The sequence below is a fragment of the Halorussus marinus genome (assembly GCF_004765795.1).
Classification (GTDB): Archaea; Halobacteriota; Halobacteria; order Halobacteriales; family Haladaptataceae; genus Halorussus; species Halorussus marinus.
In genome coordinates, this window is the sequence record NZ_SBIV01000009.1 from 12,519 (window position 1) to 38,667 (window position 26,149).

Sequence of the window (26,149 nt, forward strand, 5' to 3'; positions counted from 1 at the left end):
CGTCCCACGGCGGAGGGGTCCCGATGAGCGAGGGGACCCTCTACGACAAGGTGTGGGACCGCCACAAGGTGACCACGCTCCCGACCGGACAGGACCAGCTGTTCGTCGGGCTCCACCTCGTCCACGAGGTGACAAGCCCGCAGGCGTTCGGGATGCTTCGGGAGCGCGACATGGAGGTCGCGTATCCCGAGCGCACCCACGCGACCGTCGACCACATCGTCCCGACCGACGACCTCGACCGGCCCTTCGAGGGGGCGGCCGAGGAGATGATGTCCCAACTGGAGGAGAACGTCCGGGAGGCCGGCATCGAGTTCTCGCATCCCGGTACCGGCGATCAGGGCATCGTCCACGTCATCGGCCCAGAGCAGGGGCTCACCCAGCCCGGCATGACGGTCGTCTGTGGCGACAGCCACACCTCCACGCACGGCGCGTTCGGCGCGCTGGCGTTCGGGATCGGCACCTCCCAGATCCGGGACGTGCTGGCGACCGGTACCGTGGCGATGGAGAAAAAAGACGTCCGACGCGTCCGGGTCGACGGCGAGCTCGGCGAGGGCGTCGAGGCCAAGGACGTGATCCTGGAGATCATCCGCCGGCTCGGCACCGACGGCGGCGTCGGCTACGTTTACGAGTACGCCGGCGAGGCGATCCGGAACCTCGACATGGAGGGCCGGATGAGCATCTGCAACATGTCGATCGAGGGTGGCGCCCGCGCGGGCTACGTCGAGCCCGACGAGACCACCTACGAGTGGCTCCGGGAGACCGACGCCTTCGAAGACGACCCCGAGCGCTTCGAGGAGCTCAAGCCCTACTGGGAGTCGATCGCGTCGGACGACGACGCCGAGTACGACGACGAGGTCGTCATCGACGGCTCCGCGCTCGACCCCGTGGTGACGTGGGGCACCACGCCCGGACAGGGCGTGGGGATCGACGACCCGATCCCCGCCCCGGAAGACCTCCCCGAGGACAAACAAGATACCGCCCGGCGCGCACAGGAGCACATGCGCGTCGAACCCGGCGAGACGATGGCGGGCTACCCGATCGACGTCGCCTTCCTGGGCTCGTGCACCAACGCGCGACTCCCGGACCTCCGGCGGGCCGCCCGCGTGGTCGCGGGGCGGGAGGTCCACGACGACGTGCGCGCGATGGTCGTGCCCGGCAGTCAGCGCGTGAAGGCCGCCGCCGAGCGCGAGGGCCTCGACGAGGTGTTCCGCGAGGCCGGCTTCGACTGGCGGGGCGCGGGCTGTTCGATGTGTCTCGGGATGAACCCCGACCAGCTCGAGGGCGACGAGGCGTGTGCCTCCTCGTCGAACCGCAACTTCGTGGGCCGACAGGGGAGCAAGGAGGGCCGGACGGTGCTGATGAACCCCCGGATGGTCGCCGCGGCCGCGATCGAGGGCGAGGTCACGGACGTCCGCGACCTCCCCGAGACGGAGGTGAAAGCATGACCGAGGACGTCGAGACCGTCGAGCGAGTCACCGGGACGGGCGTGCCCGTCCGGGGCAACGACATCGACACCGATCAGATCATCCCCGCCCGGTTCCTGAAAGTCGTCACCTTCGACGGGCTGGGCCAGTTCGTCTTCCAGGACGTGCGGTTCACCGACGACGACGAGCCGAAAGACCACCCGTTCAACGAGGATCGGTTCCGCGACGCCTCGATCCTCGTGGTCAACGCCAACTTCGGCTGTGGCTCCTCGCGCGAGCACGCCCCGCAGGCGCTCAAGCGGTGGGGCATCGACGCCATCGTCGGCGAGAGCTTCGCGGAGATCTTCGCGGGCAACTGCCTCGCGTTGGGGGTGCCGACCGTGACCGCCGATCAGGCGGAGATCGAGGCGCTTCAGGAGTTCGTCGACGAGAACCCCGACGCCGAGATCGACGTCGACGTGGACGACGAGACCGTCTCGTACGGCGACCGCGAGATCGACGCGACCGTCGACGACGCCCAGCGCCGGGCGCTCGTCGAGGGCGTCTGGGACACGACCGCGCTGATGAAATCGAACGCCGAGGCGGTCGCGGAGACCGCCGCGAGCCTGCCGTACATCGAGGCCGGCGCGGGAGGCGACGCGTGACCGAGACGATCGCGGTCGTGCCCGGCGACGGCATCGGCCGGGAGGTCACCCCCGCGGCCCGCGAAGTGCTTGCGGCGGTCGATCCGGACTTCGAGTTCGAGACGGCCGAGGCGGGCGACGAGGTGGCCGAAGAGACCGGCGAACCGCTCCCCGACGCGACCCGCGACCTCGTCGCGAGCGCGGACGCGACGCTGTTTGGCGCCGCCGGGGAGACCGCCGCGGACGTGATCTTGCCGCTCCGGCGCGCGGTCGAGTCGTTCGCCAACGTCCGGCCCGTCCGGGCGTACCCCGGCACCGACGCGCTCCACCCCGACACCGATCTGGTCTTCGTCCGCGAGAACACCGAAGGCGTCTACGCGGGCCACGAGACCGAGATTGCGCCGGGCGTAACGACCCTGACACGGGTCGTTACCGAGGCGGCGTCCGAGGAAATCGCGCGTTACGGCTTCGAGTACGCCGCCGATCGCGAGAAGAGCGTGACCATCGCTCACAAGGCGAACGTGATGCGGACGACCGACGGCCTGTTTCTGGAGACCGCCGAGGCGGTCGCCGACGAGTTCGACGTGCCCTACGACGACGCGCTGATGGACGCGCTGGCGATGCATCTGGTCCAGCGCCCCGAGGAGTACGACGTAGTGGTGTGTCCGAACCTCGCGGGCGACGTGCTCTCGGACCTGGCGGCCGGTCTCGTCGGCGGACTCGGCCTGTTGCCGAGCGCGAACGTCGGCCCCGAGCGGGGCGTGTTCGAGCCGGTCCACGGCACCGCGCCAGACATCGCCGGCGACGGCGTCGCGAACCCGAGCGCCGCGATGCTGTCGGCCGCGCTCCTGTTAGAGTACCTCGGCCACGACCGGGCGGGCGAGCGGGTCCGAAGCGCGGTCGAACAGACGCTCTCGACCGGGCCCCACACGCCTGATCTGGGCGGGTCGGCGACGACGCGAGACGTGACTGACGCGGTGTTGGCGTCGCTCGCGGACTCGGAGAAGTAGACTGTTCTCGCGACCGGCGAAACTACCGGAGCGGCTCGCGCCCGCCGATGAGGTTGGTCGTATCGACTGTTTCGGCGCGCGCGCCGCCCTTCTTGACCTCGGTGGCTGTCATGCACTCGAGACAGCCGAACACTTCGTTGTGGTTGTTCCCGAAGACGCGCGCGAAGTCCCGCGTCACGAACGAACCGCAGCTCTGGCACCGGTTTTCCGCCATCGTGTCGTCGCCGTTGGTGAGTCTGTTGTCGGTCGTGGTCATGCGTAGCGATAGTTACACGCCACTAGAGGCACTTTGTTATCCAGTACCTACACCCCCGTAATCAACCGCTACCGCGACTGGTAACCGGCTGTTACGGTACGTTCCGACGTTCCCCGGACTCCGGAAACAGCGATCATAATTTAAGTTCGCGATCGGGGAAAGCAGTAGGCTCGGACTTCCCCCGATTGCTTAACTGTGAAGACGGCCTACTCTCGGCGATGCCCGAGATCCAAGTCGACGCGGAAACGATCGAACGGCTCGACAGCCTCCAGACAGAGGACGAATCGTACGACGAACTCATCAACGAGCTCATCAACATCTACGAGGCCGAGGAGCTGACCCTGTTTCACAGCGGCGACGAGGTGTAGCGGGCGAGCACCGTCTCGCCCGCCCGGACGGCGTCGCCGCGTTCGACCGCGACGTCCGCGCGCTCGACCGACGCCGGCAGGAACACGTCCGCGCGGCTCCCGAACGAGATGTGGCCGAGTCGGTCGCCGCGCCCGAGGCGGTCGCCGGCCTCGACGTAGGGGTGGATGCGGCGCGCGAACGCGCCGGCGATGAGCGTCACCTCGTGGTCGTCGAACCGGACGTGGACCTTCTCGTTGCGGTCCGACTCCTTGGTGAACGCCGGGCGATGCTTGCCCGGCTCGTGGTCGACGGCCTCGACCTCGCCGCCGATCGGCGCGCGGTTGACGTGGACATCGGTCACGTTCATGAACACGCCGACCCGGACCCGGTCGCCCTCCTCACGGACGACCGACACGCGACCGTCGGCCGGCGCGAGGACGCCGTCGCCCGCGGGCGAGCGGTCCGGATCGCGGTGGAACGCGAGCACCGCCGCCGCCAGCGCGAGCGCCGCGAGGCTCCCGAGCGGCGAGACCACGACCGCCGGGACGGCGAGCGCGAGCGGGACCGCGGCGTAGCGCCACGCTCCCGGGGCGAATCGTCGCCCCATCTACCGGCTCGCGGTCTCGCGGACCTGCTCCCACTTGCCCTGGGATTCGAGCCGCTGTTGGAGTTCCTCGGCGTACTCCTGGGCGAGTCGCTCGGCGGCCCGGAGCCGGTCGTCGTCGACGCCGCCTCCGCCGCCGCCGAGCCCGAGCGCATCCTTGACGGAGTCGAAGACTCCACCCCCGCCGGCGCTCGAACCGCCCCCGCCGCCACCGCCCATGGCGTCCATCTGCGAGCGGATGTTCTCCATCTCGGGCATCACCTGTTCGACCTTCGAGGTGTCGGCGACGATCCGGGCGGCCTCGGCGTCGCCGGGGTCCTCGATCTCGAACTCCACGGCGGTCATGACGAGGCCCCACTCCTGTCGGGAGAACTCCGAGTCCGCGACGCGCTGGGAGAACTCCTGATCTACCGCCATCCGGTCGCCGACGATGATGTCTTGCCAGCCGCCTCTGTCGGACATGTTCGAACCCTTGGATTGGGGGGCGTATCAGGGTTTTCCTGCCGGGCGAGCGCCGGCGCTCGGGTCCCCGTCTCGACCCGTGCTCGACCGGCGTCGGTCGGAGCCACCGCGACCGCCGAGAAAAGCGCGGACGGTCGCCGGCTCAGAACGCGTCGCCGTGGACGGTGACCTCCGCCTCCAGCGACTCCTTGACGGCGTCGCCGACCTTGCAGAGTTCGTCGGCGCGCTCGATTACCTTCTCGGCCTGCTCGTCGTCGACGTCGGCCTCGGTCTTGACGGCGAACGAGACCGCATCGAGCTTGTCGTCGTCGTTGAGCTCGCCCTCGATGTCGATCTCGATGCGGCCGAGCTCGCCGACGTCGCGCTGTTCGGCTCCGACGCGGAGCGCGGGGACGTAACACGAGCCGTAGGCCGCGAGCAGGCTCTCTAGGGTGTCGGGGGCCGACTCGCCGGTCGCGTCGATATCGACGCTGTAGTCGCGGATTTCGTTCTGCGCGGCGAAGCCTTCCTCCGAGATGCTGGTAACTTGTTTCGACATGCGCGTGAACCGACGGTCGCCACGTCCCTAAGTATTGCTCATCGGGCAGAAACGGTGGTCGGACGCCGGCGGGGCTACTCGTCGAGGTCGAGGGTCTCGTCGCCGTCGAGCACCGTCACCTCGGCGTCGCTCCCCGTCGCCGCGACCTCGCGGCTGAAGTCCTCGGGGTCCTGTTCGATCGGCGCGAACGTGTCGTAGTGGATCGGAACCGCGTGGTCGGCGTCGACCCAGTCGACCGCGAGGGCGGCCTGTGCCGGCCCCATCGTGAAGTGGTCGCCGATGGGGACCGCGGCGACGTCGGGTTCGAGGAACGGACCGATCACGTCGCGCATCTCGCTCATCAGCGAGGTGTCGCCCGCGTGGTAGAACGACTGGCTGTCGGCGTCCGAGACCTGCGTGGGCTTTGTGTCGCTGATCACGAAGCCGGCGGGCATCCCGCCGGTCGCGCCGTAGTCGGTGTCCATCCCGTTGGTGTGGTCGGCCCGGACCATCGTGACGAACGCCTCGCCGACCTCGACGGTGCCGCCGAGGTTCATTCCCATCCCCCCGACCGCGTCGAAGTCGCCGAACTCGTCGCGACAGTACGAGACGATTTCGGGGGTCGCGACGAGCGTCGTCCCCTCGTAGCGGTCCACGTCGCCGATGTGGTCGGCGTGGCCGTGCGTGAGCAGTACGTAGTCTGGGTCGAGTTCCTCGGGGTCGGCGTCGGTCTTGGGGTTGTCGAAGAACGGGTCGACGAGCAGTTCCGTGCCGTCGACGTCGACGTGGAACGTCGAGTGGCCGTAGTAGGTGAGTTGCATGAGTGCGGGCGGACGTACGCACGGTTGACACTTAAATGATGCAGGCTATCCGGTCGGACGCCTCCGATCGTCGGGGAAAGTAGCAACGCCTAAGTTTTAGGTGTGCCTAATCCGTCTCGAATGGAACTGAGTCGCCGTGACGCGTTAGCCGCGCTCGCCGCGGGCGGCGTCACGGTCGGTGCGACCGCCGCGCTCGACGGTAACCCCTTCGACGGGGGCGACGAGCCCGCGCCCGACCGACCCTCGCCCGAAGAGCGCCTCGACGCGCTGGTCGCGGTCGCGGACGTCGTCTACCCCGCCGAGGTTTCAGGCGTCGAGGAGTTCGTCAGGCGGTACGCGCTCGGCCGGGTCGAAGACCGGGAGGGCTACCGAGACGGAATCGTCGACGCGCTCGACACCCTCGACGAGTACGCCCGGACGTGGCACGACGCCGACTTCCGGGCGCTCGACGCCGAGACCCGCGAGTCGGTCCTCGACCAGATGGCCGTCGACGACGCCGACCCCGACCCGGACGGCTCGGACCGCGAGCGGGTCCGCTACTACGCGGTCAACGAGTTGTTGTACGCCCTCTACACCTCCCCGACCGGGGGCGAACTGGTCGGCATCGAGAACCCGCAGGGCCACCCCGGCGGGGCGACGAGCTATCGGCGGGGGCCCGGCGAATGACCGACGGGACGACCCCCGACCGGACGCCCTCCGAGCGGGCGGACGTCTGCGTCGTCGGCGCCGGCCCGGCGGGCGCGCTGGTCGCCCACCGACTCGCCAGCGACGGCCGGGACGTCGTGATTCTCGAAGCCGGCGAGCGGTTCGACTTCGCGGACCGAACCGAACGGATGGAGCGGGCGATCCGACCCGCCCACCACCCACACTCGGTCTGGGAGATGGGCGGCGAGCGCGACGCCTACACCGCCGCCGGCGAGCGCTCCTACCCGCTGAACGCCGCGCGGGTCAAGGGCGTCGGCGGCACCACCCTCCACTGGCAGGGGATGGTGATGCGGTTTCGCGAGTCGGACTTCGAGCCGTGGCCGATCGACTACCGGGACCTCCGGCCGTACTACGCCGAGGCCGAGTCCCTGCTCGGGGTCGCGGGGGCCGACGACAACCCCTTCGGGCCGCCCCGCGAGGAGCCGTTTCCCCTGCCCGCCTTCGAGCCCTCCCACAGCGACTCCGTCTTCGCCGAGGCCTGCGAGCGCCTCGGCGTGGCGATGCACTCGGTGCCCAACGCGCGCAACTCCGAGGGGTACGACGGCCGGAGTGCGTGCGTCGGCTACGGCACCTGCAAGCCGGTGTGTCCCTCCGGCGCGAAGTACTCGGCCGACCACCACGTCGAGAGAGCCGAGTCCGAGGGGGCGCGGGTGATCGACCGCGCGCCGGTCCAGCGCCTCGAACACGACGCGGCTGGCGACCGGGTGACCGCGGCCGTCTACGCCGCGCCCGACGGTCGGACCCACCGACAGGAGGCCAGAGAGTTCGTGCTGGCGGCGGGCGGCGTCGAGACGCCGCGACTGCTCCTGCTGTCGGAGTCGTCGGCGTACCCCGACGGCCTCGCAAACTCCTCGGGCGCGGTCGGGCGGTACTTCATGGACCACCTGTTTGCGGGGATGGGCGGGACGATCGATCGGGAGACCCGCCAGAACCACGTCGGATTCATCACCAGCGAGTGCCACCAGTTCTACGACGACCCGACCCGGGGGACCGACGGACCGGCCGGCGGGGTCCCCGAGTGGTCGGGCGACGGCCCCGAGCCCGGGCCGCTCAAACTGGAGTTCCTGAACTACGCCGGGCCCTCGCCGGTCGAGACGGCGCTCGCCGGCGACGAGTGGGGCGACGACCTGCTCGACTCCCTCCGAGAGTCCTACGGCGACTCGATCGCGATGGGCGGGCTGGTCGGCCAGCGCCCTCGGAAGGAAAACCGGATCGCGCTGGACCGCTCGACCACCGACGACCACGGCAACCCCGTCCCCGAGATCCACTGGCAACTCGACGACCGCACCGAGGCGACCCTCCGGCGCGCGAACGAGATTCAGGCCGCGATCCTCGACGAGCTCGGCGTCGAGGTCTCGTGGACGGTCGGCCCAGAGGCCACCGGGCCGGCGTTCCACCACATGGGGACGACCCGGATGGGTCTCGACCCCGAGTCGAGCGTCGTGAACCCCCGGCTCCGGACCCACGACCTCCGGAACCTCGCGATCGCGTCGAGCGGCGTCTTCGTCACCAGCGGCGCGCTCAATCCGACGCTCACCATCGCGGCGCTCGCGCTGAAGGCCGCCGACCACGTCGACGAGCGCCTCTAGGCGAGCCGCCGCCAGCACGCGACGAGCGCGACTGCCGGGAGTCCGAACGCGAGCGCGTACGGCGCGGCGTACGCCGTCCCGACAGCGAGCGCGCGCACGGCGACCCCGACCCCGTTCACCGATTCGAGAAACGCCGCGATCGGGCCGGTGTCGTACCACGCCGTCGGCTCGGTCGTCGGCGCCTTGGGGCGCTCCTCGGCCAGTTCGACGGTGATCGTCGAGTACCGGACCTGCCGTTCGAGCGCCTCGCGAGACGCCTCTGCGCGTTCGATCTCGGTCTGGACGTCCGAGAGCTCTCGCTGGACCGCGAGCACCGTCTCGGTGTCGTTAGCCGACTCGTAGAGCGTCCGGAGTCGGTCGCGCTCGGCCCGGAGGTTCTCCAATCGAGCGTCGAGGTCGACCAGCCTGTCGGTCACGTCCGTCGTGTGCGTGCTCGCCGACCGGACCTCTCCCTCGGCCTTCACGCGGTCGAGGAGCGCCGAGTAGTTCTCTGCCGGCACCCGGAGAGTCAGTTCGCCGACGGTCCACCTCCGGTCGTCGCCGCGGACCCGCTCGGTGGCGTCGCCGACGAAGCCGCCGCGGCGCTCGGTCGCCGCGGTGAGGTTCGAACGGGCGGCGTCGAAGTCTCCGACGGTCAGCGACACCTCGCCGGTCCGGATCAGCGCCCGATCTCGGGACTGAGACGCGCTCCGATCGGCCGAGTCGCCCGACTCCGCGCCACCGCCGTCACCGCCCGCCGCCTGCGTCGCCTGATAGCTCGCGTTGGCCGCGCTCTCGGCCGCATCGCCGCCGCTCCCCGAACAGCCTGCGAGGACCACCAGCGAGGCGACGAGGAGCACGAGGACCACCCGTTTTTTCGTGACTGACATGTCCCGAGACTGGACGCCCGACCGAAATAAGCGTCCGGGAGACTGAAACGGACGTTTCACCCACTGCTACGGGTCGGTCACGGGGACGGACCGCTATGCGAACTCCGGCACGACGTGGTCCTCGTAGACGTCGAAGAAGGCCTCCTGATCCGGCCCGATCTGGTGGACGTAGACGTGGTCGTACCCGGCGTCGACGAACTCTCGGACGCTGTCGACGTGGGTCTGCGGATCGGGGTCGGTGACGATGCTGTCTGCCGCCCGGACGTCGTCTTTCGAGACCAGTTCGGTCGCCTGCTCGAACAGTTCGGGGGTCTCCAGTTCGGTCGCCAACTGACCCGGCAGGAGGCTGTTGGGCCAGTACCGGTGGGCGGTCTCGACCGCCTCGTCCTCGTCGTCGGCGTAACACACCGTCAGTTGGCCGAACGCCGGCCCCTCGCCGCCCTCGTCCCGGAACGTCTCGACCACGTCCTGCGGGCCGACCGACCAGAAGCCGTCGCCGATCTCGGCGGCCTTCCGTGCGGTCCTCTCGCCGTACGCCGAGACGCAGATGGGCGGCGACTCCTCGGGCGTGGTGAACAGGCGGGCGTTCTCGACGGTGTAGTGGTCGCCGTAGTGGGTAACCGTCTCGCCCGACCAGAGTTTCCGGATCACCGCGACCGCCTCTTCGAGCATCTCCAGTCGGACGCGGTGGGTCGGCCAGTGGTCGCCGAGGACGTGCTCGTTGAGGTTCTCGCCGGTCCCGACTCCGAAGTAGAACTGCTGGCCGCCGTCCTCGAACATGTCGGCGACGGTCGCGGTCGCCTGGGCGACGATCGCGGGGTGGACCCGCACCGACGGACAGGTGACGCCGACCCCGACGTCGAGGCGCTCGGTCTCGCGGGCGACCCCGCCGAGAGTCGTCCAGACGAACGGCGCGTCGCCCTGCTCGCCGATCCAGGGGTGGAAGTGATCCGAGATCGAGACGAAGTCGAAGCCGACCGACTCGGCGCGGACGGCGTGATCGACGAGGTCGTTCGGCGGGTGTTCTTCGCTCGAAAGGGTGTATCCGAACTCGACCATAGAACGGCCACGCCCCACTGGTCAAAGAGCGCTGTGGCCCCCTCTCGCTCGATGTCATAACCGTTGGGGAAACCCCGAGAATAGTGAAATCGTGTCCACTGTTTAAGAGACTCACAACCGAAGGGACACACGTACCCATGGCACAACACGAAATCCAGCAGGAACTGTCGGTCGATCAGTACACGCTCGGACTCGTCGGCCCGGACCAAGAGTGGGCCGGGGCGGTCGCCGACGGCGGCACCATCAGGACCCACACGCCGCCGGCGTGCTGGGGCCCGATGATCACGCCCGAGTTCAGGGGCGGCCACGAGGTCACCCGACCGGTCCGAGTCGAGAACGCCGAAGTCGGCGACGCGATCGCGCTGAAGATCCGCGACGTCGAGGTGACGAGCGTCGCGACGAGCACCGGGAGCATGGCCGAACGCGAGGACGCGTTCGGCGACGACCCCTTCGTCGATCACCGGTGTCCGGAGTGTGGCACCGAGTGGCCCGAGAGCGTGGTCGAGGGCACCGGCGAGGACGCGATCAGGTGCGCCGAGTGCGGCGCGAACGCCTCCTCGTTCGGGTTCGAGTACGGGTACACGGTCGCGTTCGACGACGACCGGACCGTCGGCCTGACCGTCGGCGAGGAGGGCGCCGACGACCTCGCGAACGACGCCGAGGGGGCGATGGCGCTACCGGACAACTCCCGCCAGCACCCGATCTTGCTCTACAAGCCCTCCGAGATCCCGGGGACGCTCGGGCACCTGCGGCCGTTCATCGGGAACGTCGGGACCACCCCGCCGATCGAGATGCCCGACTCCCACAACGCGGGGGACTTCGGGCAGTTCCTCATCGGCGCCGAGCACGACTGGGGGCTCGAAGACGAGGACGAACTCGCCGAGCGCACCGACGGCCACATGGACATCAACGCGGTCCGGGAGGGCGCGGTCCTGATCTGTCCGGTCAAAGTCGACGGCGGGGGCGTCTACGTCGGCGACCTCCACGCCAATCAGGGCGACGGGGAACTGTCGCTACACACCACCGACGTGAGCGGCCGGACGGAGATCGAGGTCGAGGTTATCAAGGACCTCGACATCGACGGCCCGGTGTTGTTGCCGAACGAGGAGGACCTGCCCCACATCAGCAAGCCCTACACCGACGAGGAGATCGAGACCGGCCGGCGACTCGCCGACCAGTACGGCGTCGACGAGGTCCGCGAGACCGGCCCGATCCAGGTGATCGGTAGCGGCGCGACGATCAACGAGGCGACCGAGAACGCCTTCGACCGGGCGGGGACGCTCCTCGACATGACCGAAGGCGAGGTCCGCGCGCGGTGTACGTTCACCGGCGGCGTCGAGGTGGGTCGGCTTCCGGGCGTCGTCCAGCTCGACATGCTGGCGCCGATGGACCGGCTCGAAGCCCGCGGGCTCGCCGAACACGTCCGGTCGCAGTACGACCTCTGAGCCGGCTCACGCCGCGGGGTCGCGGACGGTTCCGCCCTGCACGGCAGGGAACACCGTCAGGTCGGCGTCCGGCGGGCAGTCCTCGTCCGGTTCGACGCGCTCGCCGTCGACCGAGAGGCGCACGCTCGGTCTGAGGTCGCCGTCGTCGGCGTAGAGGTGGTCGGCCGCCCCGGGGTGGGCGTCGACGAACGCGGCGGCCGCCTCCGCGACGGTTCCGCCGGCGAACTCGACGCTGACCGTCTTCGCTCCGGTCACACCGCGTAGCGGACCGTACACGGTAACTCGCATGGGTCGACCCACGGGCCGCTCCCAGTAAAACCACCGACCCCAGCGCCCGTCGGTGGCGGCGGGGTCCGCGTTCGGTTGCCGAAGATCCGAAAGCACTTTACTGTTTTAGGTGGGCCTAAATAACATGACGAGAGCAATCGACGGGTTCGAGAACGCGGGGCGTCGGACGGACGCCCACGGACCGATGGGGTGGGACGGCGATGACTGACGCCGACCGACCCGAGCGCGCGCCCGGAGCCGACCGGGACGTCGCGGTCGTCGGCGGCGGGCCCGCGGGCTGTTCGGCGGGCGTGTTCCTCGCCCGCGCGGGCCTCGACGTCGCGATCTTCGATCGCGGACGCTCCTCGCTCAAGCGCTGTGCCCACCTCGAAAACTACCCCGGGTTCCCGGCCGGGATCGACATCGAGACGCTGTACGACCTGCTTCACGACCACGCCGAGACCGCCGGCTGTGACGTCGTCGCCGATCTGGTCGAGTCGGTCGACCGCGCCGACCGCGGCGAGGGGTTCGTCGTGACCCCCCAAGAGGGCGACCCGATCGACGCCCGGCGAGTCGTCGCCGCGACCCGCTACGGCGGCGAGTACCTCCGCGGGCTCGACGACGAGGCGGCGATGTTCGAGACCCACGAGCACGCCGGTGAGCGCCACGAGAGCTTCGACGGTGCGTACGCCGACCGCGACGGCACGACGCCGGTCGACGGGCTCTACGTCGCCTCGCCCTCCGAGGCGGCCGACACCCAGACGGTGATGGCGGCGGGACGGGGCGCCCGGGTGGCCCGCCGGGTCGTCGCCGACGCGCGCATCGACGACGGGTGGTGGGAGGACGTCGCCGACGGCGTCGACTGGGTCCGCCGCGAGGCCGAACTCGACGACGAGTGGACCGACCGCGAGACGTGGGTCGAGTGGTTCGACGACTACCGCGCCGAGGACGCGCCGGTCGATCCCGGCTCCGACCGCTACGAGCGGGTCCGGGCGGCGGCCATCGACGACGCCCGATCGTCGTACGTCGGCCCGGCGGAGATCGAGTCGCGGGCCGCGGCCGGCCACGAGGCGCTCGCGCGCCACCTCGACGCGGATGCGATCGTCGACGCGGTCGACGAGACGGCGCTCCTCGCGGCGATGGACGACGAAGTGGTCCGCGAGTACGTCGACGCCGACGCCGATCGACCGGAGGTCGGCGAGTGACGATGGCGGGCGAAACGCCGGACGCGACCCCCGTTCGCGAGCGGTGGTCGTCGTGGTTCGACGGCCCGCTGTTCGCCCTCTGTGTGGCGAGCGTCGCGGTCGTCGTCGCGGGCGGACTCGTGCAGGTCAGCTACGGCGCCTTCTCGATGACCGTCGCCGAGGCCTGGCGGGCGGTGTTCAACCCCGCGGTGGTGTTCGACCGATTGGCGTGGGAGGCGTTCCTGTTTGGCGCCGAAGTGCCCGAGATGAGCAAACAGAGCCTCATCGTCTGGAACATCCGACTCCCGCGGGTGTTCGTCGCCGTCCTCGTCGGGATGAACCTCGCGGTCTCGGGCGCGATCTTTCAGGCGGTCACCCGCAACGAGCTCGCGAGTCCGTTCATCCTCGGGGTCTCCTCGGGGGCGGGACTGATGATCCTGCTGACGCTCGTCGTCTTCTCGGGGCTGGCGACGTTCCTGCCGATCATCGCGGCCCTCGGGGGCTCGATCGCCTTCCTGATCGTCTACGCCATCGCCTGGAAGAACGGGACCTCCCCGGTCCGGCTCGTTCTGGCCGGCGTGATCGTCGGGACGGTCTTTCAGAGCCTCCAGACCGCGATGTTCTTCTTCGCCGACGACATCGGCGTCGTCCAGTCGGCGATCGCGTGGACCACGGGGTCGCTGACCGGCACCGACTGGGAGCAGGTACGGATGGCGCTACCGTGGAGCGCGCTCGCCATGGCGCTCGCGTTGGTCAGCTCCCGGCAGTTGAACGTGCTGTTGCTCGGAGAGAGCACCGCCAAGTCGCTGGGGATGAACGTCGAGAAGGTCCGGTTCGGCCTCTCGGGGGTCGCGGTGCTCGCGGCGGCCGCCAGCATCGCGGTCGCGGGCATCGTCGGCTTCGTCGGTCTGATCGTTCCCCACATGGTCCGGAACATCGTCGGCACCGACTACAAGAAGCTGGTGGTGGGCTGTGTGTTCGCCGGACCGGCGCTGATGGTGGGCGCCGACGTCGGTGCGCGCCTCGGGATGAGCGTTCTCACCGGCGCGGACGTCCAGATTCCGGTCGGCATCGTGACGGGGCTGGTCGGCGGCCCGTACTTCCTCTACCTGATGCGGCGTCAGGACGAGATGGGCGAGATCTGAGGACTCGCCACGCGTCCGAACCCCGTCGGGAACGACCCGACGGAGCTATCGGTCCCGAGCGCGTCGACACGCTCGAACCACCCACCCATGACAACTGCACCCGATCAGGACGCGTACGACGTGATCGTCGTCGGCGGCGGAGTCGCCGGCCTCTCGGCCGGGACGTTCACCGCCCGGAACGGACTCGACACCCTCGTCGTCGACGCGGGCGGGTCCATCCTCCGGCGAAACGCGCACCTCGAAAACTTCCCGGGGTTTCCCGCCGGCGTCGACCCCCGTCGACTGCTCGATCTGCTGGGCGAGCAGGCCGAGCGGGCCGGCTGTGAGCGCCTGCAAGCGGAAGTCGCCCGGGTCGAGTCGACCGCCGACGGGTTCGTCGTCGAAACGACCGACAGACACGGCTTTCGGGGCGAGTACGTCGTCGCCGCGACCAAAAACGAGACCGACTACCTCGCCGACGTCGACGGCGTCGGGATCGTCGACCGCGGGAAGACGTTCGTCGACACCGACGAGCGGGGCCGGACCGGCGTCGACGGCCTGTACGCGGCCGGGCGCCTCGCAGAGAAGCCCCATCAGGCGGTGGTCAGCGCCGGCCACGGCGCCGAGGTCGCGGTGACGTTGCTCGAAGACGACGACCGACCGTTCTACCACGACTGGGTCGCCCCGGAAGGGTACTTCACCGACCGGGGCCGGGACCTCCCGCCGGGTTGCGAGGAGATCGACGACGACGAACGTCGCGACCGAGACGCCGAGTCGCGCCGGGTACTGCGCGAGCGCTTCGACGGGCCACAGCCCGACGACCAAGAGACCCACCCGAGCCTCACGGAGTGAGCGGCGAACCGGACCCTTTTTGTTTTAGGCATACCTAAAGACGCGTAATGGCCGCTGGTACCCAGTCGCGTCGAGACGCCGACTCGGGCCCGACCCCCGACGAGGGCCCCGAAATATCCGTCTGCGAGAGCTGTCCCGGAACGACGGTGTTCCTCGAATCGGGCAACACCGATGGGTGGATCTCGACCGACACGACCGCCGCCGTCACCCGGTGAACCGGACGAACTCACGAAAAATCGACCGACGTCGAACGAAAAGCTCGGTCGAGCCTCGCTGGCTATTTTGGAACTCGTTCGAGACGACAGCGCCCGTCGTCTAGCGGGTCGCCGACTCGACCACGAGGGAGTCGTCTTCGAGGTAGTGTTCGATGTGGTGGGCGTGCTCCTCGATGACTTCGAGCTGTTCGCGGAGCATCTCGCCGGTCGCGTAGTCGCCGAGCCCCTCGGCGAGTTCGACGTGCTGGCGGTAGCTCTCGATGATGTCGCCCATCATTTCGAGGTCGTTCGCGAGCGACGTCCGGACGTCGTAGACGTCCTCGTCCTCGGGCTCGACGGTCGCGTGGGCCGCGAGAGTCGTCATGTTGGCGTGGGGAACCCCGCCCAGCGCCTGGAGGCGCTCGGCCACCTCGTCGGCCGCGTCCTCGACGTCCTCGTAGACCTCTTGGAGGAAGACGTGGACGTCGAGGAACTCGGCGCCCTCGACGTTCCAGTGGTGCTTGTGGAGCTGGTGGTACAGGACGTACGCGTCCGCGAGGTCGGCGTTCAGCGCTTCGACGATCTGTTCGGCCTTCTCCTCGTCGAGACGGAGCGAGTTCTCCTCGACGGTACCTGCCTCTTGTCGGACGGTTTTCTGGGTGTTCATTACAGTTCGTACTACACCGTCAAGCCCCTTATACGTTCCTAATTCGGAAAACAATCTTTCGGGTTGTCTAAAACTCGTTTTCGTTCGGAGAACCGCGCGACGGTCTCGGACGGCTCACGACCGGGCGAAGGCCCCGGCGTCCGGTCCGGTTGATCAGTCGCTCGGCGTGCCACCGGGCGAATCGGCCTCGACGAGCGAACTCGCCCCGACGCGACGGGCCCAGATCAGCAGCATGCTCGGGAACACGAACACGCTCACGACGAACGACAGCGAGAGCCCGAGCACGACGAGCATCCCGAAGGCCCGGATCTGGGGACTGACGTGAAGCAGTAGCGTCCCGAACGCGCCCCCGGAGGTGAGCGTGCTCCCGAGCAGGGCGCCGCCCGTGCCGGTGACCGCGTTCCTGAGCGCGGCGACCGGCGCGTGGCCCCGATCGAGCTCCTGCGCGAAGCGGTCGCTGACGTGGATGTTGTAGTCGACCCCGAGCCCGACGATCAGGCTCATCAGCAGGGCGGTCACGAACGTCACCGGCGTGCCAGACAGATACATCCCGCCGAGCACCAGCCCGATGACGAGTCCGATCGGGACGACCGTGAGCGCCCCGAGGGTCGCGCTCCCCTCGGTGAGCCGGTAGCTGATCGCGAGCACGATCCCGATGACCCCGAGCGCGAGCAACATCGTCCGGACGATGCCGTCGGCCATCTGGCCGAGTTCGGCGTTCGCGAACGTCGCCTGTCCGACCGGGGTCGCGGTCAGCGCCTCGCCGGCCTCGACGGTGGCCGCGATCCCGTGCATCGCCTCTGCGCGATCGTCGACCTCGAGGCCCTGCTCGACCGGCACGAGCACTCGGAGCGAACGGAACTCCCCGCCGCGCCGTTCGAGCACCTGACTCGCGCGCTCGGGGGCGGCGTCGTACAGCGCGGCGTACACTGCCTCCACGTCTCGCTCGGGCACGCCGTCGCCGTCGGTGTCGGCCGCCCGGAGCGTCTCGGCGAACTCGCGGTCGGTCGCCGCGACCGACCGCATGACCGACAGCGGCGAGACCACCGCGGCGCCCCCGCCGCGTTCGAACACCGCGTCCCGACCGTTCGCGTCTTCGACCCCGGCGGCGACCCGGTCGAGCGCCGCGGGGTCGGTCACCTCGCCCTCGACCAGTATCATGGTCATCCGGCGATTCCGGTCGGCCGACTGGTAGGCGTCCTCGACGTACTGCTGATGGCGGTAGTACGGGTCGTCGGTGGCCTCCCACGCGAGAGGCCCCGGGAGCTCGGTCTTCCACTCGGCGACGTCGCTCGACGTCTGGTAGGCCTGCCGGTCGATGTCGGTCCACGCGACCGCGCCGCCGGCGCCCGCGACGACCGCGAGCACGATCACGACCGGCGCCGCCTTCCGGGCGGCCGCGACGCCGGCGCCCAACACCGGTCGCAGGTACCGGCCCTTACCGAGCGCGGGCTTGCGCCGGTCGAAGCCGACCCGTTCGAGGAGTCCGTCGACGCTCACCTTCAGCGCGGGCACGAGCGTCGTGAACACCACGAGCGCGGAGACGACCCCGAGCGTGATCCCGACCCCGAGCTGTCTGATGACCCCCATCGGGCTGGTGATGTTCGCGAGGAAGCCGACCCCCGCGGTCACCGTCACCAGCACGAACGCGACCCCCACCGACGACAGCGCCCGACCCATCGGGCGTCGAACGCCCTCGTCGGCGCCGCGCTGTTCGCGGTAGCGCATGAAGACGTGCAGCCCGTAATCGATGCTCAGTCCCGTGATCAACACCGGGCCGATGATCGCGGTCATCCCGGCGGGGATCGACAGCCAGCCGAGGATTCCGAACATCCACAGGACCGACACCACCACGCCGACGAAGCCCACGACCACGTCCGCGAGGTCACGGTAGGCGAACCCGAGGACCGCGAGGATGAAAAGCAACGCCGCCGGGAGGATCAGCTCCGCGGTGTCGGCGTTCTGTTGGCGGTAGTAGGAGGCCGCGGCGTGATCGCCCGTGGTGAAGTAACCGGCTTCCGAGCGCTCCTGGGCGGCCTCGTACAGCGCCCGCTGAGCGTCGGCGGGCGGAGCCGGCGCCCGGTTTGTGGCGCCGTCGGCCGTCTCGAACTCGAAGACCATCCGGCGGCTCTCCGCGCTCGCGGTTCCGGGCTCGTAGCTGTCGGGCACGAGTTGGAGCGCCGCCGAGCCCTCGGCGAGCGAGTCGGCGACGAGCTGTCGGACCTCGCGGTCGCTCAGCCCGTCGAGCGCCCGGATCTGTGCGTCGAGCCCGGCACTCGGGTCGCCGGCCGCCCGCTTGCCGACGACGTTCGAGACGCCGAGGACGCCGTCGCCGGCGAGCGCGCCCGCGACCGACTCGTTGTCCCGCACCGCCCGCTGGTAGCGCAACGATGCGACCAGCGAGTCCTTCGAGAGGACGTTGCCGCCGTCGGTCCGGACGTAGACCGAGGACCTCGTGGTGTTTGCGGTCCGGTTCTCCTCGCCGCCGTAGTGGCGGCTCATGTAGTCGGCTTTCTGTGCGACCTGCGTGTCGCCGAACGCGTCGCTGTCGGTCTGGGCCGACCCCTGCATCTGGAGCTGGGTGATCCCGCCCGCGACGCCGGCGGTCAACAGCAACATCACGACGAGGACCGCGCGGTTGCGGTCGGTCACGACGTCGACGAGTCGATTCAGCGTGTCTCGTATCATCGGACACGCGGACCGACGACACGGTACTCAAAAAAGCCGGAACCACAGTTTCAGACTCAGCAACTGCGGGCCGCCCGGTTCGATCGGGGTCGAGGCGCGCGATCCAACCGTGAGTCAAACGCGCGTTTCACCTTACGGAGCGTATTAGGCCACAGCCGGCGTCTATCGACATGTATGTCGACGAAACGAACCGTCATCTCGGTTTTCGCGGCCGTCCTCCTGACCGCGGGCTGTCTCGGCGCCGCCGCCCCGCTCGGCGGTGCGGACTCGCCCGCCCCGAACTCGACCGCCCCGCCGACCAATCAGACCGGCGCCGACGCCACGGTCAGGGTCGGCGCGTCCGGCGAAGCGACCGCCGATCCCGACCGCGCGGTCGCGGCCGTCGGCGTCGAAGCGACCGCGGCCGACGCCGAGACCGCCCGCCAGCGGGTCGCCGAGAACGTCTCGACGCTCCGGGACGCGCTCGCGGCCGCCGGGATCGAAGACGATCAGGTGACGACCCGCCACTACGCGATCCGACAGGTCCACGAGTCGGAGCGCTCGGAGTCGACGCCCACGCGCTACGAGGCCGTCCACTCGTTCGAAGTGCGCATCTCGGACGTCGACGCGGTCGGGTCGGTCATCGAGACGGCGGTCGACAACGGCGCGACGAACGTCGGTCGCGTCGAGTTCACCCTCTCCGAGGAGACCCGCACCGACCTCCGCGAGGAGGCGCTGGCCGCCGCGATGGACAGCGCTCGGGGCGACGCCGAGACCCTCGCGTCGAACGCGAATCTCAGCCTCGCCGGCGTCACGTCGGTCTCGACATCCGACGTGCGCGTCCAGCCCTACCGCGCGGAGGCCGAGATGGCCGCCGACGGCGCGGCGACGAGCATCGAGTCGGGCCCCGTCTCGGTCCACGCGCAGGTGCAGGTCGCCTACGCGGCGACCGAAGCGTCCGAGTGACGACCGCGGGGCGGGGTCGGACTACCGGTCGACCGACCCGAGCACGATGTCGAGACTCCCCAGCGACGCCACCAGATCGGGGACGTACTCGCCCTCCGACATCGCCTCCAGCGCGTGGAGGTTGTTGAAACACGGGCTTCGGATCTTGAACCGGGCGGGCTGGGAGGTGCCGTCCGACCGGATGTAGATGCCCATCTCGCCCTTCGCGGCCTCGACCGCCCGGTAGATCTCGGTGTCGGGGTCGGGCTTGATCGTCCGGGGGACGTTCGACTGGATCGTCCGCTCGTCCTCGGGCCAGTCTTCGAGCAGGTCGAGACACTGCCGGATGATCTTCGCGGACTCCTCGACCTCCTGTAGTCGGACCAGCACGCGGGCGTAGTTGTCGCCGTGGGGCTCGGTCACGACGTTCCAGTCGAGCTCGTCGTAGTAGCCGTAGGGGTCGTCTCGCCGGAGGTCGTAGTCGACGCCCGATCCGCGGGCGACCGGCCCGGTACAGCCGTAGGCCTTGGCGGTCTCGGCGTCGATGACGCCGGTGTCGACCGTCCGCTTCTGGAAGATCTCGTTTCGAGTCATCATGTCGTGGTACTCCTCGACGTGCTCGGGCAGTTCGTCGAGGAAGTCCCGGACCTTGGCGAACCACTCCTCGCGTGGCTCGGGGATGTCCCAGACGACCCCGCCGAGCCGGAAGTAGTTGAACATCATCCGCTGGCCCGTGAGGTCTTCGAGGATGTTCTGGACGATCTCCCGGTCCCGGATCGCGTACATGAAGATGGCGGTGAAGTCGCCGTACACGTCGAGCGCGAACGTCCCGGCCGCGATCATGTGGCCCATGATGCGACCGAACTCCACCGCCATGGTCCGGAGGACTTGGGCGTACTCCGGGACGTCGATGTCCGCGAGGTCCTCCGCGACGCGCGCGTAGGCCCACTCGTTCGGGATGTTCGCGGTGTAGTCCCACCGGTCGGGGTAGGGCATGATCTGGTACCGGTAGTTTTTGGTCTGACACATCTGCTCTTCACACCGGTGGAGGTAACCGATGTCTGGGTCGACGTCGGCGACCTGCTCGCCGTCCAGCACCGTCTTGAGGTGGAGCACGCCGTGGGTCGCCGGGTGGTGGGGCCCGATGTTGAGAAACATCGTGTCGGAGTCCGACGACCCGTCCGATTCCTCGCCCGAGGCGGTCTCGCGCTTGGTTTCGGCGAGGGGGTTGACGTGCTCTTTCAGCGTCACCACCTGCGGCCGGTCCTGATCGTAGTCTTTGCTTAAGGGGTGGCCCTGCCACGTCTCGGGCAGGAGGATGCGCCGGAGATCGGGGTGGCCCTCGTACTCGATACCGACGAGGTCGTAGGCCTCTCGCTCGTGCCACTCGGCGGTCTTGTACACGCCCGAAGCCGATCGGTGGACCGGGCGCTCGCGACCCACCGGGACGACGACGTTGACCTCCTGAGTGGGATCGTCGTACTTCCGGAGGTGATAGATGCTCTCGTAGCGGTCTTCGTACTCTTGAGCCGTGAGACACGAGAGGTGGTCGAACCCCGCCTCTCGCTTGAGCGCCCCCAGAACGCTCTCGACGTCGTCGGGTCGGATCACGAACGACTCGGCGTTGAGGTGGGTCTCACGCCTCACCACCCGGTCGCCGAGCATCGCCTCGATGGCGTCGCAGTCGACGCGTTCGAGTCTCGGTACCTCCGCCGCGCCGGAGTCGGTCTCTGATGGGTCACTCATTGTGAATCACTGCGGCGGGACGGCCCGCGACCCGGGCGTGGTCGGTCGCGGCGTCGTTCCCACTCCCCGATAGGGCTACCCGGCTGACGCCATTAGGACTACCGTCTGTCTCCGGTCGGTTCGTCCGCGAAAAATTGTCCGGTTCCGAGTCGCGGGCTCAGTACTGCGGTTGCTCGCGACGCTCGTCGCGTCGCCCGCCGCTCTGAGGTCCCTCCCGGTGGCGCTTTGACTCCCCGCCGTGGCGCTCGCCGGCTTGGTGGCCCTCGCTACGCATCGCGGTCTGCTGGACCGGGCTCAAACTGCCCTCGGAGCGCCCGCCGTACTGATTCTGCTCGCCGCGGCTCTGTTGGCCGTGCTGAGGCTGTTGACCGTGCTGGCCCTGCTGACTCTGTCGCTCGTGCTGGGGCTGTTGACCGTGCTGGCCGTGGACGGACTGGCCACGTTCGCCGTGCTGGCCCCTTTGGCCGCCCTGTCGCCCGGTCTGTTGGTGCTCGCCCCGCCGGCCGGACTGCTGGCCACGCCGTCGGCCGTACCGCCGGCTCCGACCGCCGCCCTGCTGGTGCTGACCTGCCTCGCGGTGCTGGCCGCCCTGCTCGCCCACCTGCTGGCGGCCGTGTTCGTCGATGTCTCGCCGGCCGCGCTGGTGCTGGCCGGGGTGATGGCCGCCCTGCTGGCCGTGCTGGGACTGTCGCGACTGCTGGCCGCGCTGGGATTGGTGGTGCTCACCGCGCTGGGACTGCTGGCGGCGACCGCCCTGCTGTTCGTGACCGCGCTGGCGTCGTCCCCGTCCGGTCGACTCGCTTCGTCGGCTCTCCGTGCTTCGTTTTCGGCCGCCGCCGGAGTACCGGCCACCCTCGTTCTGTCGGTTCCCCCGGTCGCGACGGTTCTGTTCGCCGGTCGTTCCCCGCTGATTCTGATTCTGTCGTGCCATCGTTCGGACCTCCGTCGGGAGGGTCGCCACGATTTTGCTTATGTGTAGTGGGCGGAGGCTGACAACACGCGCCACGGGCGTCGGGTCCCGACCGTCGCAGGTGGGCACTCTTAAGACGCGGCGCACACACCTCTCGGACATGGAACCACGGGATCTCTCTTCGCACACCGTGTATCAGGCCGGACGGGGCGTCGAGGAGGTGGCCCGCGAACTCGGGCTCGACCCCGACGACCTGGTGAAACTCGCGTCGAACGAGAACCCCTTCGGCCCGAGCCCGGCCGCCGTGGAGGCGATCAAGGCGGCGGCCGAGTCGGCCAACTCCTACCCGAAGGCCTCCCACGCCGACCTGACCGAGAAGCTCGCCGACGAGTGGGGCGTCGCTCCGAGCCAGATCTGGCTCGGCAACGGCGGCGACGGGGTGCTCGATTACCTCGCGCGCGCGGCGCTCGACCCCGGCGACAGAGTGCTGGTCCCCGAGCCCGGGTTCGCCTACTACGCGATGAGCGCGCGCTTTCACCACGGCGAAGTCGCCGAGTACCGCCTCTCGAAGGCCGACGACTTCGCGCTCGACGCCGAGACGGTCCTCGGCGACTACGACGGCGAGCGCGTCGTCTACCTCACCAGCCCGCACAACCCCACAGGCGGGCGATTCTCGCTCGACGCCGTCGCGACCATCGCCGACGAGACCGACGAGGAGACGCTCGTGCTCGTCGACGAAGCTTACGGCGAGTTCGCCGACGGGCCGAGCGCGGTCGAACTCGTCGACGAACGCGACGACGTGGCGGTCCTCCGGACGTTCTCGAAGGTGTACGGGCTCGCCGGCGTCCGACTCGGGTACGGCGTCGTCCCCGAGGAGTGGGCCGACGCCTACGCCCGAGTGAACACGCCGTTCGCCGCCAGCGAGATCGCGTGTCGGGCGGGCCTCGCGGCGCTCGACGACGGCGCCCACGCCGAGAAGACCGTCGAGACCGCGGCGTGGGCCCGAGAGTACATGTCCGAGACGCTCGACGCGCCGACGTGGGAGAGCCACGGCAACTTCGTGCTCGCGGAGGTCGGGGACGCCGAGGCGGTCGCCGACGAACTCCAGCGTCGAGGCGTCATCGTCCGCGATTGCAGTAGCTTCGGGCTCCCCGAGTGCGTCCGGATCACCTGCGGCACGAAAGCCGAGACGCGGCGGGCGGTCGCCGAGTGCAACGAGGTGCTCGCGGAGTGAGCGTCGCGGTCACAGGCACCCCCGGCACCGGGAAGACCTCCGCGGTCGAGGCCCTCGACACCGACCTCGACGTGGTCCACCTCAACGAACTGATCCGCGAGGCCGACCTCTGGACCGAGCGCGACGCCGATCGCGACAGCCTCGTCGCCGACCTCGACGCGGTTCGCGAGCGCCTCGCCGGTCGCGAGGAGCTCCTCGTGGAGTCGCACCTCGCGCACAATCTGGACGTCGACCGGGTCGTCGTCCTCCGGTGTCACCCCGAGGAGCTACGACGGCGCCTCACAGAGCGGGGCGAAGCCGACGAGAAAGCCGCCGAAAACGCAGAGAGCGAGGCGCTCGACGTGATCCTCTCGGAGGCCGTGGCCGAGCACGGCATCGAGAACGTCTACGAGATCGAGACCACCGACCGGACGCCCGAGGAGGTCGCCGGGGAGATCGCGGCGGTGCTGGCGGGCGAACGCGAACCGAGCGCCGGCGAGGTCGACTACCTCGAATACCTATGACTCTCGACCAGCTCCGACCGGTCGCCGACCGACTGCTCGGGCCGTTCGTCTCGCTGTCGACCCGGCTCGGGCTGACCCCCGACGCGATCAGCGTGGTGGCGTTCGCGCTGGCGGCCGCGGCGGGCGCGACCTTCTACCGCGGCGGCGCCGAGCCGGCGTGGTACCTCCTCGGCGCGGTGCTCGTGTTCCTCAACGGCTGGCTCGACCTGCTCGACGGCGCGCTGGCCCGCGAACTCGGCACCGACTCGGTGGCGGGCGACATGCTCGATCACGTCCTCGACCGCTACGCGGATATCGTCATCATCGCCGGGCTGGCCGCCGGCGTCGACCGATACGCGCTCGGCCTCGCCGCGGTGACGGGCGTCCTGATGACCTCCTATCTCGGCACGCAGGCGCAGGCGGTCGGGCTCGATCGGGTGTACGGCGGACTGCTCGGTCGGGCCGATCGGCTCGCGCTCGTCGGCGCTACCGGCGCGCTCGCGGCGTTCGTGACCGCGACGCCCGGCGGCGTGTCGCTGGTCGGCTGGCTACTGGTCGTGTTCGCGGTCGTGGGTCACTTCACGGCGCTCCAGCGGTTCTACTACTCGTGGCGGGCGCTCGCCTGACCGGCCGAACACGCCGCCGGCGTCGCCGCCCGCAGCGTGGAATTTAAGAGCGCACGCGAACTACCTCCGGGCATGGTTCAGTGTGAGATGTGTGGTGCCGAGACGGGCTCGCCGAAGACCATCAAGGTCGAGGGGGCCGAGTTGGACGTTTGCGACAACTGCTCGGACTTCGGGACCGAGGTGAAGACCCAGCAGGACACCGGCTCCACGTCGACGAAGTACTCGACGTCCTCGTCGTCCTCGGGCGGCTCGTCGTCGCCGAGTACTTCGTCGAGTTCGTCGCGGTCGCGGCGCTCGGACATGTTCGACGACATGGACGAGATCGCCCAGGACTACGACGAGCGCGTCCGGAACGCCCGCGAGACCGCGGGCCTGAGTCAGGAGGATCTCGCCAACGACCTCAACGAGAAGGCCAGCCTCATCCGGAAGATCGAGCGCGGCGACATGCTCCCCAGCGACGAGGTCCAGGAGAAGCTCGAATCCGAACTCGACATCAGCCTCACCGCCGGCGCCTCCCCCGACGAGGACGAAGACTGGGACGGCGGCAGTTCGACCGGCGAGTACACCCTCGGCGACGTCGTGAAGCGGAAGGACTAGGCCACGAGCTTTTCTTCGGGCGCGCCGAAAGACGCGGCGCGCCCTTGCAAAAGCTCGATCAAAACCACTGCGGGCCTCCCGCTGGTCGGCCCTCGGACCGCTCGCTCACTGCGTTCGCTCGCGGAACTACTGGTACTCTCTTTGTGGACTGTTGGGGTTCGCTCGTTCGGCTTTGGTTCTGCGGTCGCACCCGATCGGCTCTCTTCGTTCTCGCAACCTATTAGTCGCGGCCCGGCGGACACTTCGGGTATGCAAATCGTCGTCAATCTCAAGGCGTACCCCTGCGACCCGGTCGAGATCGCGACCGCCGCCCGCGACGCGAGCGAGGCGGCCGGCGTCCCGATCGCCGTCGCGCCACAGGCCGCCCACATCGAACGCGTCGCCGAGACGGGCGTCGAGACGTGGGCCCAGCACGTCAGCGGCGTCGAGCACGGCAGTCACACCGGCTCGACGCTGGCGGAGGCCGCCGCCGAGGCGGGAGCGACCGCCACGCTTCTCAACCACTCCGAGCGCCGGCTGACGCTCGCGGACATCGACGACGCGCTGTCGGCGGCCGACCGCGCGGGCCTCGAGACCTGCGTCTGTGCGAACAACCCGGCCCAGATCGGCGCGGTCGCCGCGCTCGGCCCCGACGCGGTCGCGGTCGAGCCTCCCGAGCTCATCGGCTCAGGCACGCCGGTCAGTCAGGCCGACCCCGACGTGGTGACCGACGCGGTGGCGGCCGCCGAGGCGGTCGACGACTCGGTGTCGGTCTACTGCGGCGCGGGCATCTCGACCGGCGAGGACCTGGTGGCCGCGGGCGACCTCGGCGCGGAGGGCGTCTTGCTCGCCAGCGGCGTCGCGAAGGCAGACGACCCCGAGGCGGCGCTCGAAGAGCTGGTCGCGCCGCTGTAACGCTGTCGGAGGCTGTCGAGAGGGCGAC

Annotated in this window: 29 protein-coding genes; 18 read left to right on the top strand and 11 right to left on the bottom strand. The window is 69.5% G+C overall.

Annotated features, from left to right (window positions below):
• Nucleotides 1–23 precede the first annotated feature (23 nt).
• Genes leuC through EPY72_RS16125 form a run of 3 tightly spaced genes read left to right on the top strand, consistent with a single transcriptional unit; the run spans nt 24 to nt 3,057 of the window.
• Nucleotides 24–1,445, top strand: a complete 1,422-nt coding sequence (leuC, locus tag EPY72_RS16115) for a 3-isopropylmalate dehydratase large subunit (RefSeq protein WP_134672203.1) — start codon at nt 24–26, stop codon at nt 1,443–1,445.
• Nucleotides 1,442–2,068: a 3-isopropylmalate dehydratase small subunit gene (leuD, locus tag EPY72_RS16120; protein ID WP_135807088.1), complete on the top strand. Its 627-nt coding sequence runs from the start codon at nt 1,442–1,444 to the stop codon at nt 2,066–2,068. Before leuC ends, leuD begins: the two co-directional genes overlap by 4 nt.
• Nucleotides 2,065–3,057, top strand: coding sequence for an isocitrate/isopropylmalate dehydrogenase family protein (locus EPY72_RS16125; protein ID WP_135807089.1), 993 nt, complete (start codon nt 2,065–2,067; stop codon nt 3,055–3,057). Before leuD ends, EPY72_RS16125 begins: the two co-directional genes overlap by 4 nt.
• A gap of 22 nt (nt 3,058–3,079) precedes the next feature.
• On the opposite strand, the gene EPY72_RS16130 is transcribed toward EPY72_RS16125, so the two are convergent.
• Nucleotides 3,080–3,313, bottom strand: coding sequence for a DUF7563 family protein (locus EPY72_RS16130; RefSeq protein WP_134672200.1), 234 nt, complete (start codon nt 3,311–3,313; stop codon nt 3,080–3,082).
• 218 nt (nt 3,314–3,531) lie between these two features.
• Here EPY72_RS16130 and EPY72_RS19550 point away from each other — a divergent pair, with 218 nt between their 5' ends.
• Nucleotides 3,532–3,681 (top strand): DUF7557 family protein, encoded by a 150-nt coding sequence (locus tag EPY72_RS19550; protein ID WP_167599500.1) that lies wholly within the window; start codon nt 3,532–3,534, stop codon nt 3,679–3,681.
• Here EPY72_RS19550 and EPY72_RS16135 read toward each other — a convergent pair.
• From EPY72_RS16135 to EPY72_RS16150, 4 genes are all read right to left on the bottom strand, one after another.
• Nucleotides 3,660–4,268 carry a protein sorting system archaetidylserine decarboxylase gene (locus EPY72_RS16135; RefSeq protein WP_135807090.1) on the bottom strand — a complete coding sequence of 203 codons (609 nt, stop codon included), beginning with the start codon at nt 4,266–4,268 and terminating at the stop codon, nt 3,660–3,662. The two genes, EPY72_RS19550 and EPY72_RS16135, sit on opposite strands and share 22 nt — an antisense overlap.
• On the bottom strand, nt 4,269–4,727 hold the full coding sequence (locus tag EPY72_RS16140) for a DUF5799 family protein (protein ID WP_134672198.1): 459 nt from the start codon (nt 4,725–4,727) through the stop codon (nt 4,269–4,271).
• 142 nt (nt 4,728–4,869) lie between these two features.
• Nucleotides 4,870–5,265: an OsmC family protein gene (locus EPY72_RS16145; protein WP_134672197.1), complete on the bottom strand. Its 396-nt coding sequence runs from the start codon at nt 5,263–5,265 to the stop codon at nt 4,870–4,872.
• A 74-nt stretch (nt 5,266–5,339) separates the two neighbouring features.
• Nucleotides 5,340–6,065, bottom strand: coding sequence for a metal-dependent hydrolase (locus tag EPY72_RS16150; protein WP_134672196.1), 726 nt, complete (start codon nt 6,063–6,065; stop codon nt 5,340–5,342).
• Between the two features lie 120 nt (nt 6,066–6,185).
• On the opposite strand from EPY72_RS16150, the gene EPY72_RS16155 reads away from it, so the two are divergent.
• Nucleotides 6,186–6,731 (top strand): gluconate 2-dehydrogenase subunit 3 family protein, encoded by a 546-nt coding sequence (locus EPY72_RS16155; protein WP_134672195.1) that lies wholly within the window; start codon nt 6,186–6,188, stop codon nt 6,729–6,731.
• Nucleotides 6,728–8,359, top strand: a complete 1,632-nt coding sequence (locus EPY72_RS16160) for a GMC family oxidoreductase (RefSeq protein WP_134672194.1) — start codon at nt 6,728–6,730, stop codon at nt 8,357–8,359. Before EPY72_RS16155 ends, EPY72_RS16160 begins: the two co-directional genes overlap by 4 nt.
• On the opposite strand, the gene EPY72_RS16165 is transcribed toward EPY72_RS16160, so the two are convergent.
• Nucleotides 8,356–9,228 (bottom strand): DUF4349 domain-containing protein, encoded by an 873-nt coding sequence (locus EPY72_RS16165; RefSeq protein WP_135807091.1) that lies wholly within the window; start codon nt 9,226–9,228, stop codon nt 8,356–8,358. The two genes, EPY72_RS16160 and EPY72_RS16165, sit on opposite strands and share 4 nt — an antisense overlap.
• 93 nt (nt 9,229–9,321) lie before the next feature.
• Nucleotides 9,322–10,287 (bottom strand): TIGR03557 family F420-dependent LLM class oxidoreductase, encoded by a 966-nt coding sequence (locus EPY72_RS16170; protein WP_134672192.1) that lies wholly within the window; start codon nt 10,285–10,287, stop codon nt 9,322–9,324.
• 137 nt (nt 10,288–10,424) lie between these two features.
• On the opposite strand from EPY72_RS16170, the gene EPY72_RS16175 reads away from it, so the two are divergent.
• Nucleotides 10,425–11,732: an acetamidase/formamidase family protein gene (locus tag EPY72_RS16175; RefSeq protein WP_135807092.1), complete on the top strand. Its 1,308-nt coding sequence runs from the start codon at nt 10,425–10,427 to the stop codon at nt 11,730–11,732.
• 6 nt (nt 11,733–11,738) lie between these two features.
• On the opposite strand, the gene EPY72_RS16180 is transcribed toward EPY72_RS16175, so the two are convergent.
• On the bottom strand, nt 11,739–12,020 hold the full coding sequence (locus EPY72_RS16180; protein WP_135807093.1) for a ubiquitin-like small modifier protein 1: 282 nt from the start codon (nt 12,018–12,020) through the stop codon (nt 11,739–11,741).
• Nucleotides 12,021–12,220: 200 nt separating this feature from the next.
• Here EPY72_RS16180 and EPY72_RS16185 point away from each other — a divergent pair, with 200 nt between their 5' ends.
• The 4 genes from EPY72_RS16185 to EPY72_RS19555 all read left to right on the top strand — a co-directional run bounded on the left by EPY72_RS16185 (nt 12,221) and on the right by EPY72_RS19555 (nt 15,374).
• The gene (locus EPY72_RS16185; RefSeq protein ID WP_135807094.1) at nt 12,221–13,204 is read left to right on the top strand and encodes an NAD(P)/FAD-dependent oxidoreductase; all 984 of its coding nucleotides are present in this window, start codon (nt 12,221–12,223) and stop codon (nt 13,202–13,204) included.
• Nucleotides 13,205–13,206: 2 nt separating this feature from the next.
• Complete coding sequence (locus EPY72_RS16190) at nt 13,207–14,328, top strand: FecCD family ABC transporter permease (RefSeq protein ID WP_134672188.1); 1,122 nt, start codon at nt 13,207–13,209, stop codon at nt 14,326–14,328.
• A gap of 87 nt (nt 14,329–14,415) precedes the next feature.
• The gene (locus EPY72_RS16195; protein WP_135807095.1) at nt 14,416–15,159 is read left to right on the top strand and encodes an FAD-binding protein; all 744 of its coding nucleotides are present in this window, start codon (nt 14,416–14,418) and stop codon (nt 15,157–15,159) included.
• Nucleotides 15,160–15,206: 47 nt separating this feature from the next.
• Nucleotides 15,207–15,374 carry a hypothetical protein gene (locus tag EPY72_RS19555; protein ID WP_167599499.1) on the top strand — a complete coding sequence of 56 codons (168 nt, stop codon included), beginning with the start codon at nt 15,207–15,209 and terminating at the stop codon, nt 15,372–15,374.
• 100 nt (nt 15,375–15,474) lie between these two features.
• On the opposite strand, the gene dpsA is transcribed toward EPY72_RS19555, so the two are convergent.
• Together dpsA and EPY72_RS16205 are read right to left on the bottom strand one after the other, a co-directional pair.
• A complete protein-coding gene (gene dpsA / locus EPY72_RS16200) occupies nt 15,475–16,020 on the bottom strand; it encodes a DNA starvation/stationary phase protection protein DpsA (protein ID WP_135807096.1) in 546 nt (181 codons plus the stop codon).
• A 153-nt stretch (nt 16,021–16,173) separates the two neighbouring features.
• Complete coding sequence (locus EPY72_RS16205) at nt 16,174–18,708, bottom strand: efflux RND transporter permease subunit (protein WP_135807097.1); 2,535 nt, start codon at nt 18,706–18,708, stop codon at nt 16,174–16,176.
• Nucleotides 18,709–18,882: 174 nt separating this feature from the next.
• Here EPY72_RS16205 and EPY72_RS16210 point away from each other — a divergent pair, with 174 nt between their 5' ends.
• Nucleotides 18,883–19,653, top strand: a complete 771-nt coding sequence (locus EPY72_RS16210; protein ID WP_135807098.1) for an SIMPL domain-containing protein — start codon at nt 18,883–18,885, stop codon at nt 19,651–19,653.
• A gap of 21 nt (nt 19,654–19,674) precedes the next feature.
• On the opposite strand, the gene EPY72_RS16215 is transcribed toward EPY72_RS16210, so the two are convergent.
• On the bottom strand, nt 19,675–21,378 hold the full coding sequence (locus tag EPY72_RS16215; protein ID WP_135807099.1) for an NADH-quinone oxidoreductase subunit D: 1,704 nt from the start codon (nt 21,376–21,378) through the stop codon (nt 19,675–19,677).
• A 238-nt stretch (nt 21,379–21,616) separates the two neighbouring features.
• Between EPY72_RS16215 and EPY72_RS16220 the strand changes: the two genes are divergently transcribed.
• The 6 genes from EPY72_RS16220 (at nt 21,617) to tpiA (ending at nt 26,121) form a co-directional block, all read left to right on the top strand.
• Nucleotides 21,617–22,357 carry a hypothetical protein gene (locus tag EPY72_RS16220; protein ID WP_135807100.1) on the top strand — a complete coding sequence of 247 codons (741 nt, stop codon included), beginning with the start codon at nt 21,617–21,619 and terminating at the stop codon, nt 22,355–22,357.
• Between the two features lie 91 nt (nt 22,358–22,448).
• A complete protein-coding gene (gene hisC, locus EPY72_RS16225; protein ID WP_135807101.1) occupies nt 22,449–23,522 on the top strand; it encodes a histidinol-phosphate transaminase in 1,074 nt (357 codons plus the stop codon).
• Nucleotides 23,519–24,025: an adenylate kinase family protein gene (locus tag EPY72_RS16230; RefSeq protein ID WP_134672180.1), complete on the top strand. Its 507-nt coding sequence runs from the start codon at nt 23,519–23,521 to the stop codon at nt 24,023–24,025. Before hisC ends, EPY72_RS16230 begins: the two co-directional genes overlap by 4 nt.
• Nucleotides 24,022–24,630: a CDP-alcohol phosphatidyltransferase family protein gene (locus tag EPY72_RS16235; RefSeq protein ID WP_134672179.1), complete on the top strand. Its 609-nt coding sequence runs from the start codon at nt 24,022–24,024 to the stop codon at nt 24,628–24,630. Before EPY72_RS16230 ends, EPY72_RS16235 begins: the two co-directional genes overlap by 4 nt.
• A gap of 72 nt (nt 24,631–24,702) precedes the next feature.
• On the top strand, nt 24,703–25,227 hold the full coding sequence (locus tag EPY72_RS16240; protein WP_135807102.1) for a multiprotein bridging factor aMBF1: 525 nt from the start codon (nt 24,703–24,705) through the stop codon (nt 25,225–25,227).
• A gap of 249 nt (nt 25,228–25,476) precedes the next feature.
• Nucleotides 25,477–26,121: a triose-phosphate isomerase gene (gene tpiA, locus EPY72_RS16245; protein WP_135807103.1), complete on the top strand. Its 645-nt coding sequence runs from the start codon at nt 25,477–25,479 to the stop codon at nt 26,119–26,121.
• The last annotated feature ends 28 nt before the right edge of the window (nt 26,122–26,149 follow it).

Bases quoted from the DNA above. Each gene is read 5' to 3' on its own strand.
- EPY72_RS16135 (WP_135807090.1), bottom strand. From the start codon at position 4,268: ATGGGGCGACGATTCGCCCCGGGAGCGTGGCGCTACGCCGCGGTCCCG.
- EPY72_RS16190 (WP_134672188.1), top strand. From the start codon at position 13,207: ATGGCGGGCGAAACGCCGGACGCGACCCCCGTTCGCGAGCGGTGGTCG.
- EPY72_RS16155 (WP_134672195.1), top strand. From the start codon at position 6,186: ATGGAACTGAGTCGCCGTGACGCGTTAGCCGCGCTCGCCGCGGGCGGC.
- hisC (WP_135807101.1), top strand. From the start codon at position 22,449: ATGGAACCACGGGATCTCTCTTCGCACACCGTGTATCAGGCCGGACGG.
- EPY72_RS16195 (WP_135807095.1), top strand. From the start codon at position 14,416: ATGACAACTGCACCCGATCAGGACGCGTACGACGTGATCGTCGTCGGC.
- EPY72_RS16150 (WP_134672196.1), bottom strand. From the start codon at position 6,065: ATGCAACTCACCTACTACGGCCACTCGACGTTCCACGTCGACGTCGAC.
- tpiA (WP_135807103.1), top strand. From the start codon at position 25,477: ATGCAAATCGTCGTCAATCTCAAGGCGTACCCCTGCGACCCGGTCGAG.
- EPY72_RS16185 (WP_135807094.1), top strand. From the start codon at position 12,221: ATGACTGACGCCGACCGACCCGAGCGCGCGCCCGGAGCCGACCGGGAC.
- EPY72_RS16180 (WP_135807093.1), bottom strand. From the start codon at position 12,020: ATGCGAGTTACCGTGTACGGTCCGCTACGCGGTGTGACCGGAGCGAAG.
- EPY72_RS16170 (WP_134672192.1), bottom strand. From the start codon at position 10,287: ATGGTCGAGTTCGGATACACCCTTTCGAGCGAAGAACACCCGCCGAAC.
- EPY72_RS16210 (WP_135807098.1), top strand. From the start codon at position 18,883: ATGTCGACGAAACGAACCGTCATCTCGGTTTTCGCGGCCGTCCTCCTG.
- EPY72_RS16240 (WP_135807102.1), top strand. From the start codon at position 24,703: ATGGTTCAGTGTGAGATGTGTGGTGCCGAGACGGGCTCGCCGAAGACC.
- EPY72_RS16165 (WP_135807091.1), bottom strand. From the start codon at position 9,228: ATGTCAGTCACGAAAAAACGGGTGGTCCTCGTGCTCCTCGTCGCCTCG.
- EPY72_RS16215 (WP_135807099.1), bottom strand. From the start codon at position 21,378: ATGAGTGACCCATCAGAGACCGACTCCGGCGCGGCGGAGGTACCGAGA.
- EPY72_RS16140 (WP_134672198.1), bottom strand. From the start codon at position 4,727: ATGTCCGACAGAGGCGGCTGGCAAGACATCATCGTCGGCGACCGGATG.
- EPY72_RS16160 (WP_134672194.1), top strand. From the start codon at position 6,728: ATGACCGACGGGACGACCCCCGACCGGACGCCCTCCGAGCGGGCGGAC.
- dpsA (WP_135807096.1), bottom strand. From the start codon at position 16,020: ATGAACACCCAGAAAACCGTCCGACAAGAGGCAGGTACCGTCGAGGAG.
- EPY72_RS16130 (WP_134672200.1), bottom strand. From the start codon at position 3,313: ATGACCACGACCGACAACAGACTCACCAACGGCGACGACACGATGGCG.
- leuD (WP_135807088.1), top strand. From the start codon at position 1,442: ATGACCGAGGACGTCGAGACCGTCGAGCGAGTCACCGGGACGGGCGTG.
- EPY72_RS16235 (WP_134672179.1), top strand. From the start codon at position 24,022: ATGACTCTCGACCAGCTCCGACCGGTCGCCGACCGACTGCTCGGGCCG.
- EPY72_RS19555 (WP_167599499.1), top strand. From the start codon at position 15,207: ATGGCCGCTGGTACCCAGTCGCGTCGAGACGCCGACTCGGGCCCGACC.
- EPY72_RS16205 (WP_135807097.1), bottom strand. From the start codon at position 18,708: ATGATACGAGACACGCTGAATCGACTCGTCGACGTCGTGACCGACCGC.
- EPY72_RS16175 (WP_135807092.1), top strand. From the start codon at position 10,425: ATGGCACAACACGAAATCCAGCAGGAACTGTCGGTCGATCAGTACACG.
- EPY72_RS19550 (WP_167599500.1), top strand. From the start codon at position 3,532: ATGCCCGAGATCCAAGTCGACGCGGAAACGATCGAACGGCTCGACAGC.
- EPY72_RS16145 (WP_134672197.1), bottom strand. From the start codon at position 5,265: ATGTCGAAACAAGTTACCAGCATCTCGGAGGAAGGCTTCGCCGCGCAG.
- leuC (WP_134672203.1), top strand. From the start codon at position 24: ATGAGCGAGGGGACCCTCTACGACAAGGTGTGGGACCGCCACAAGGTG.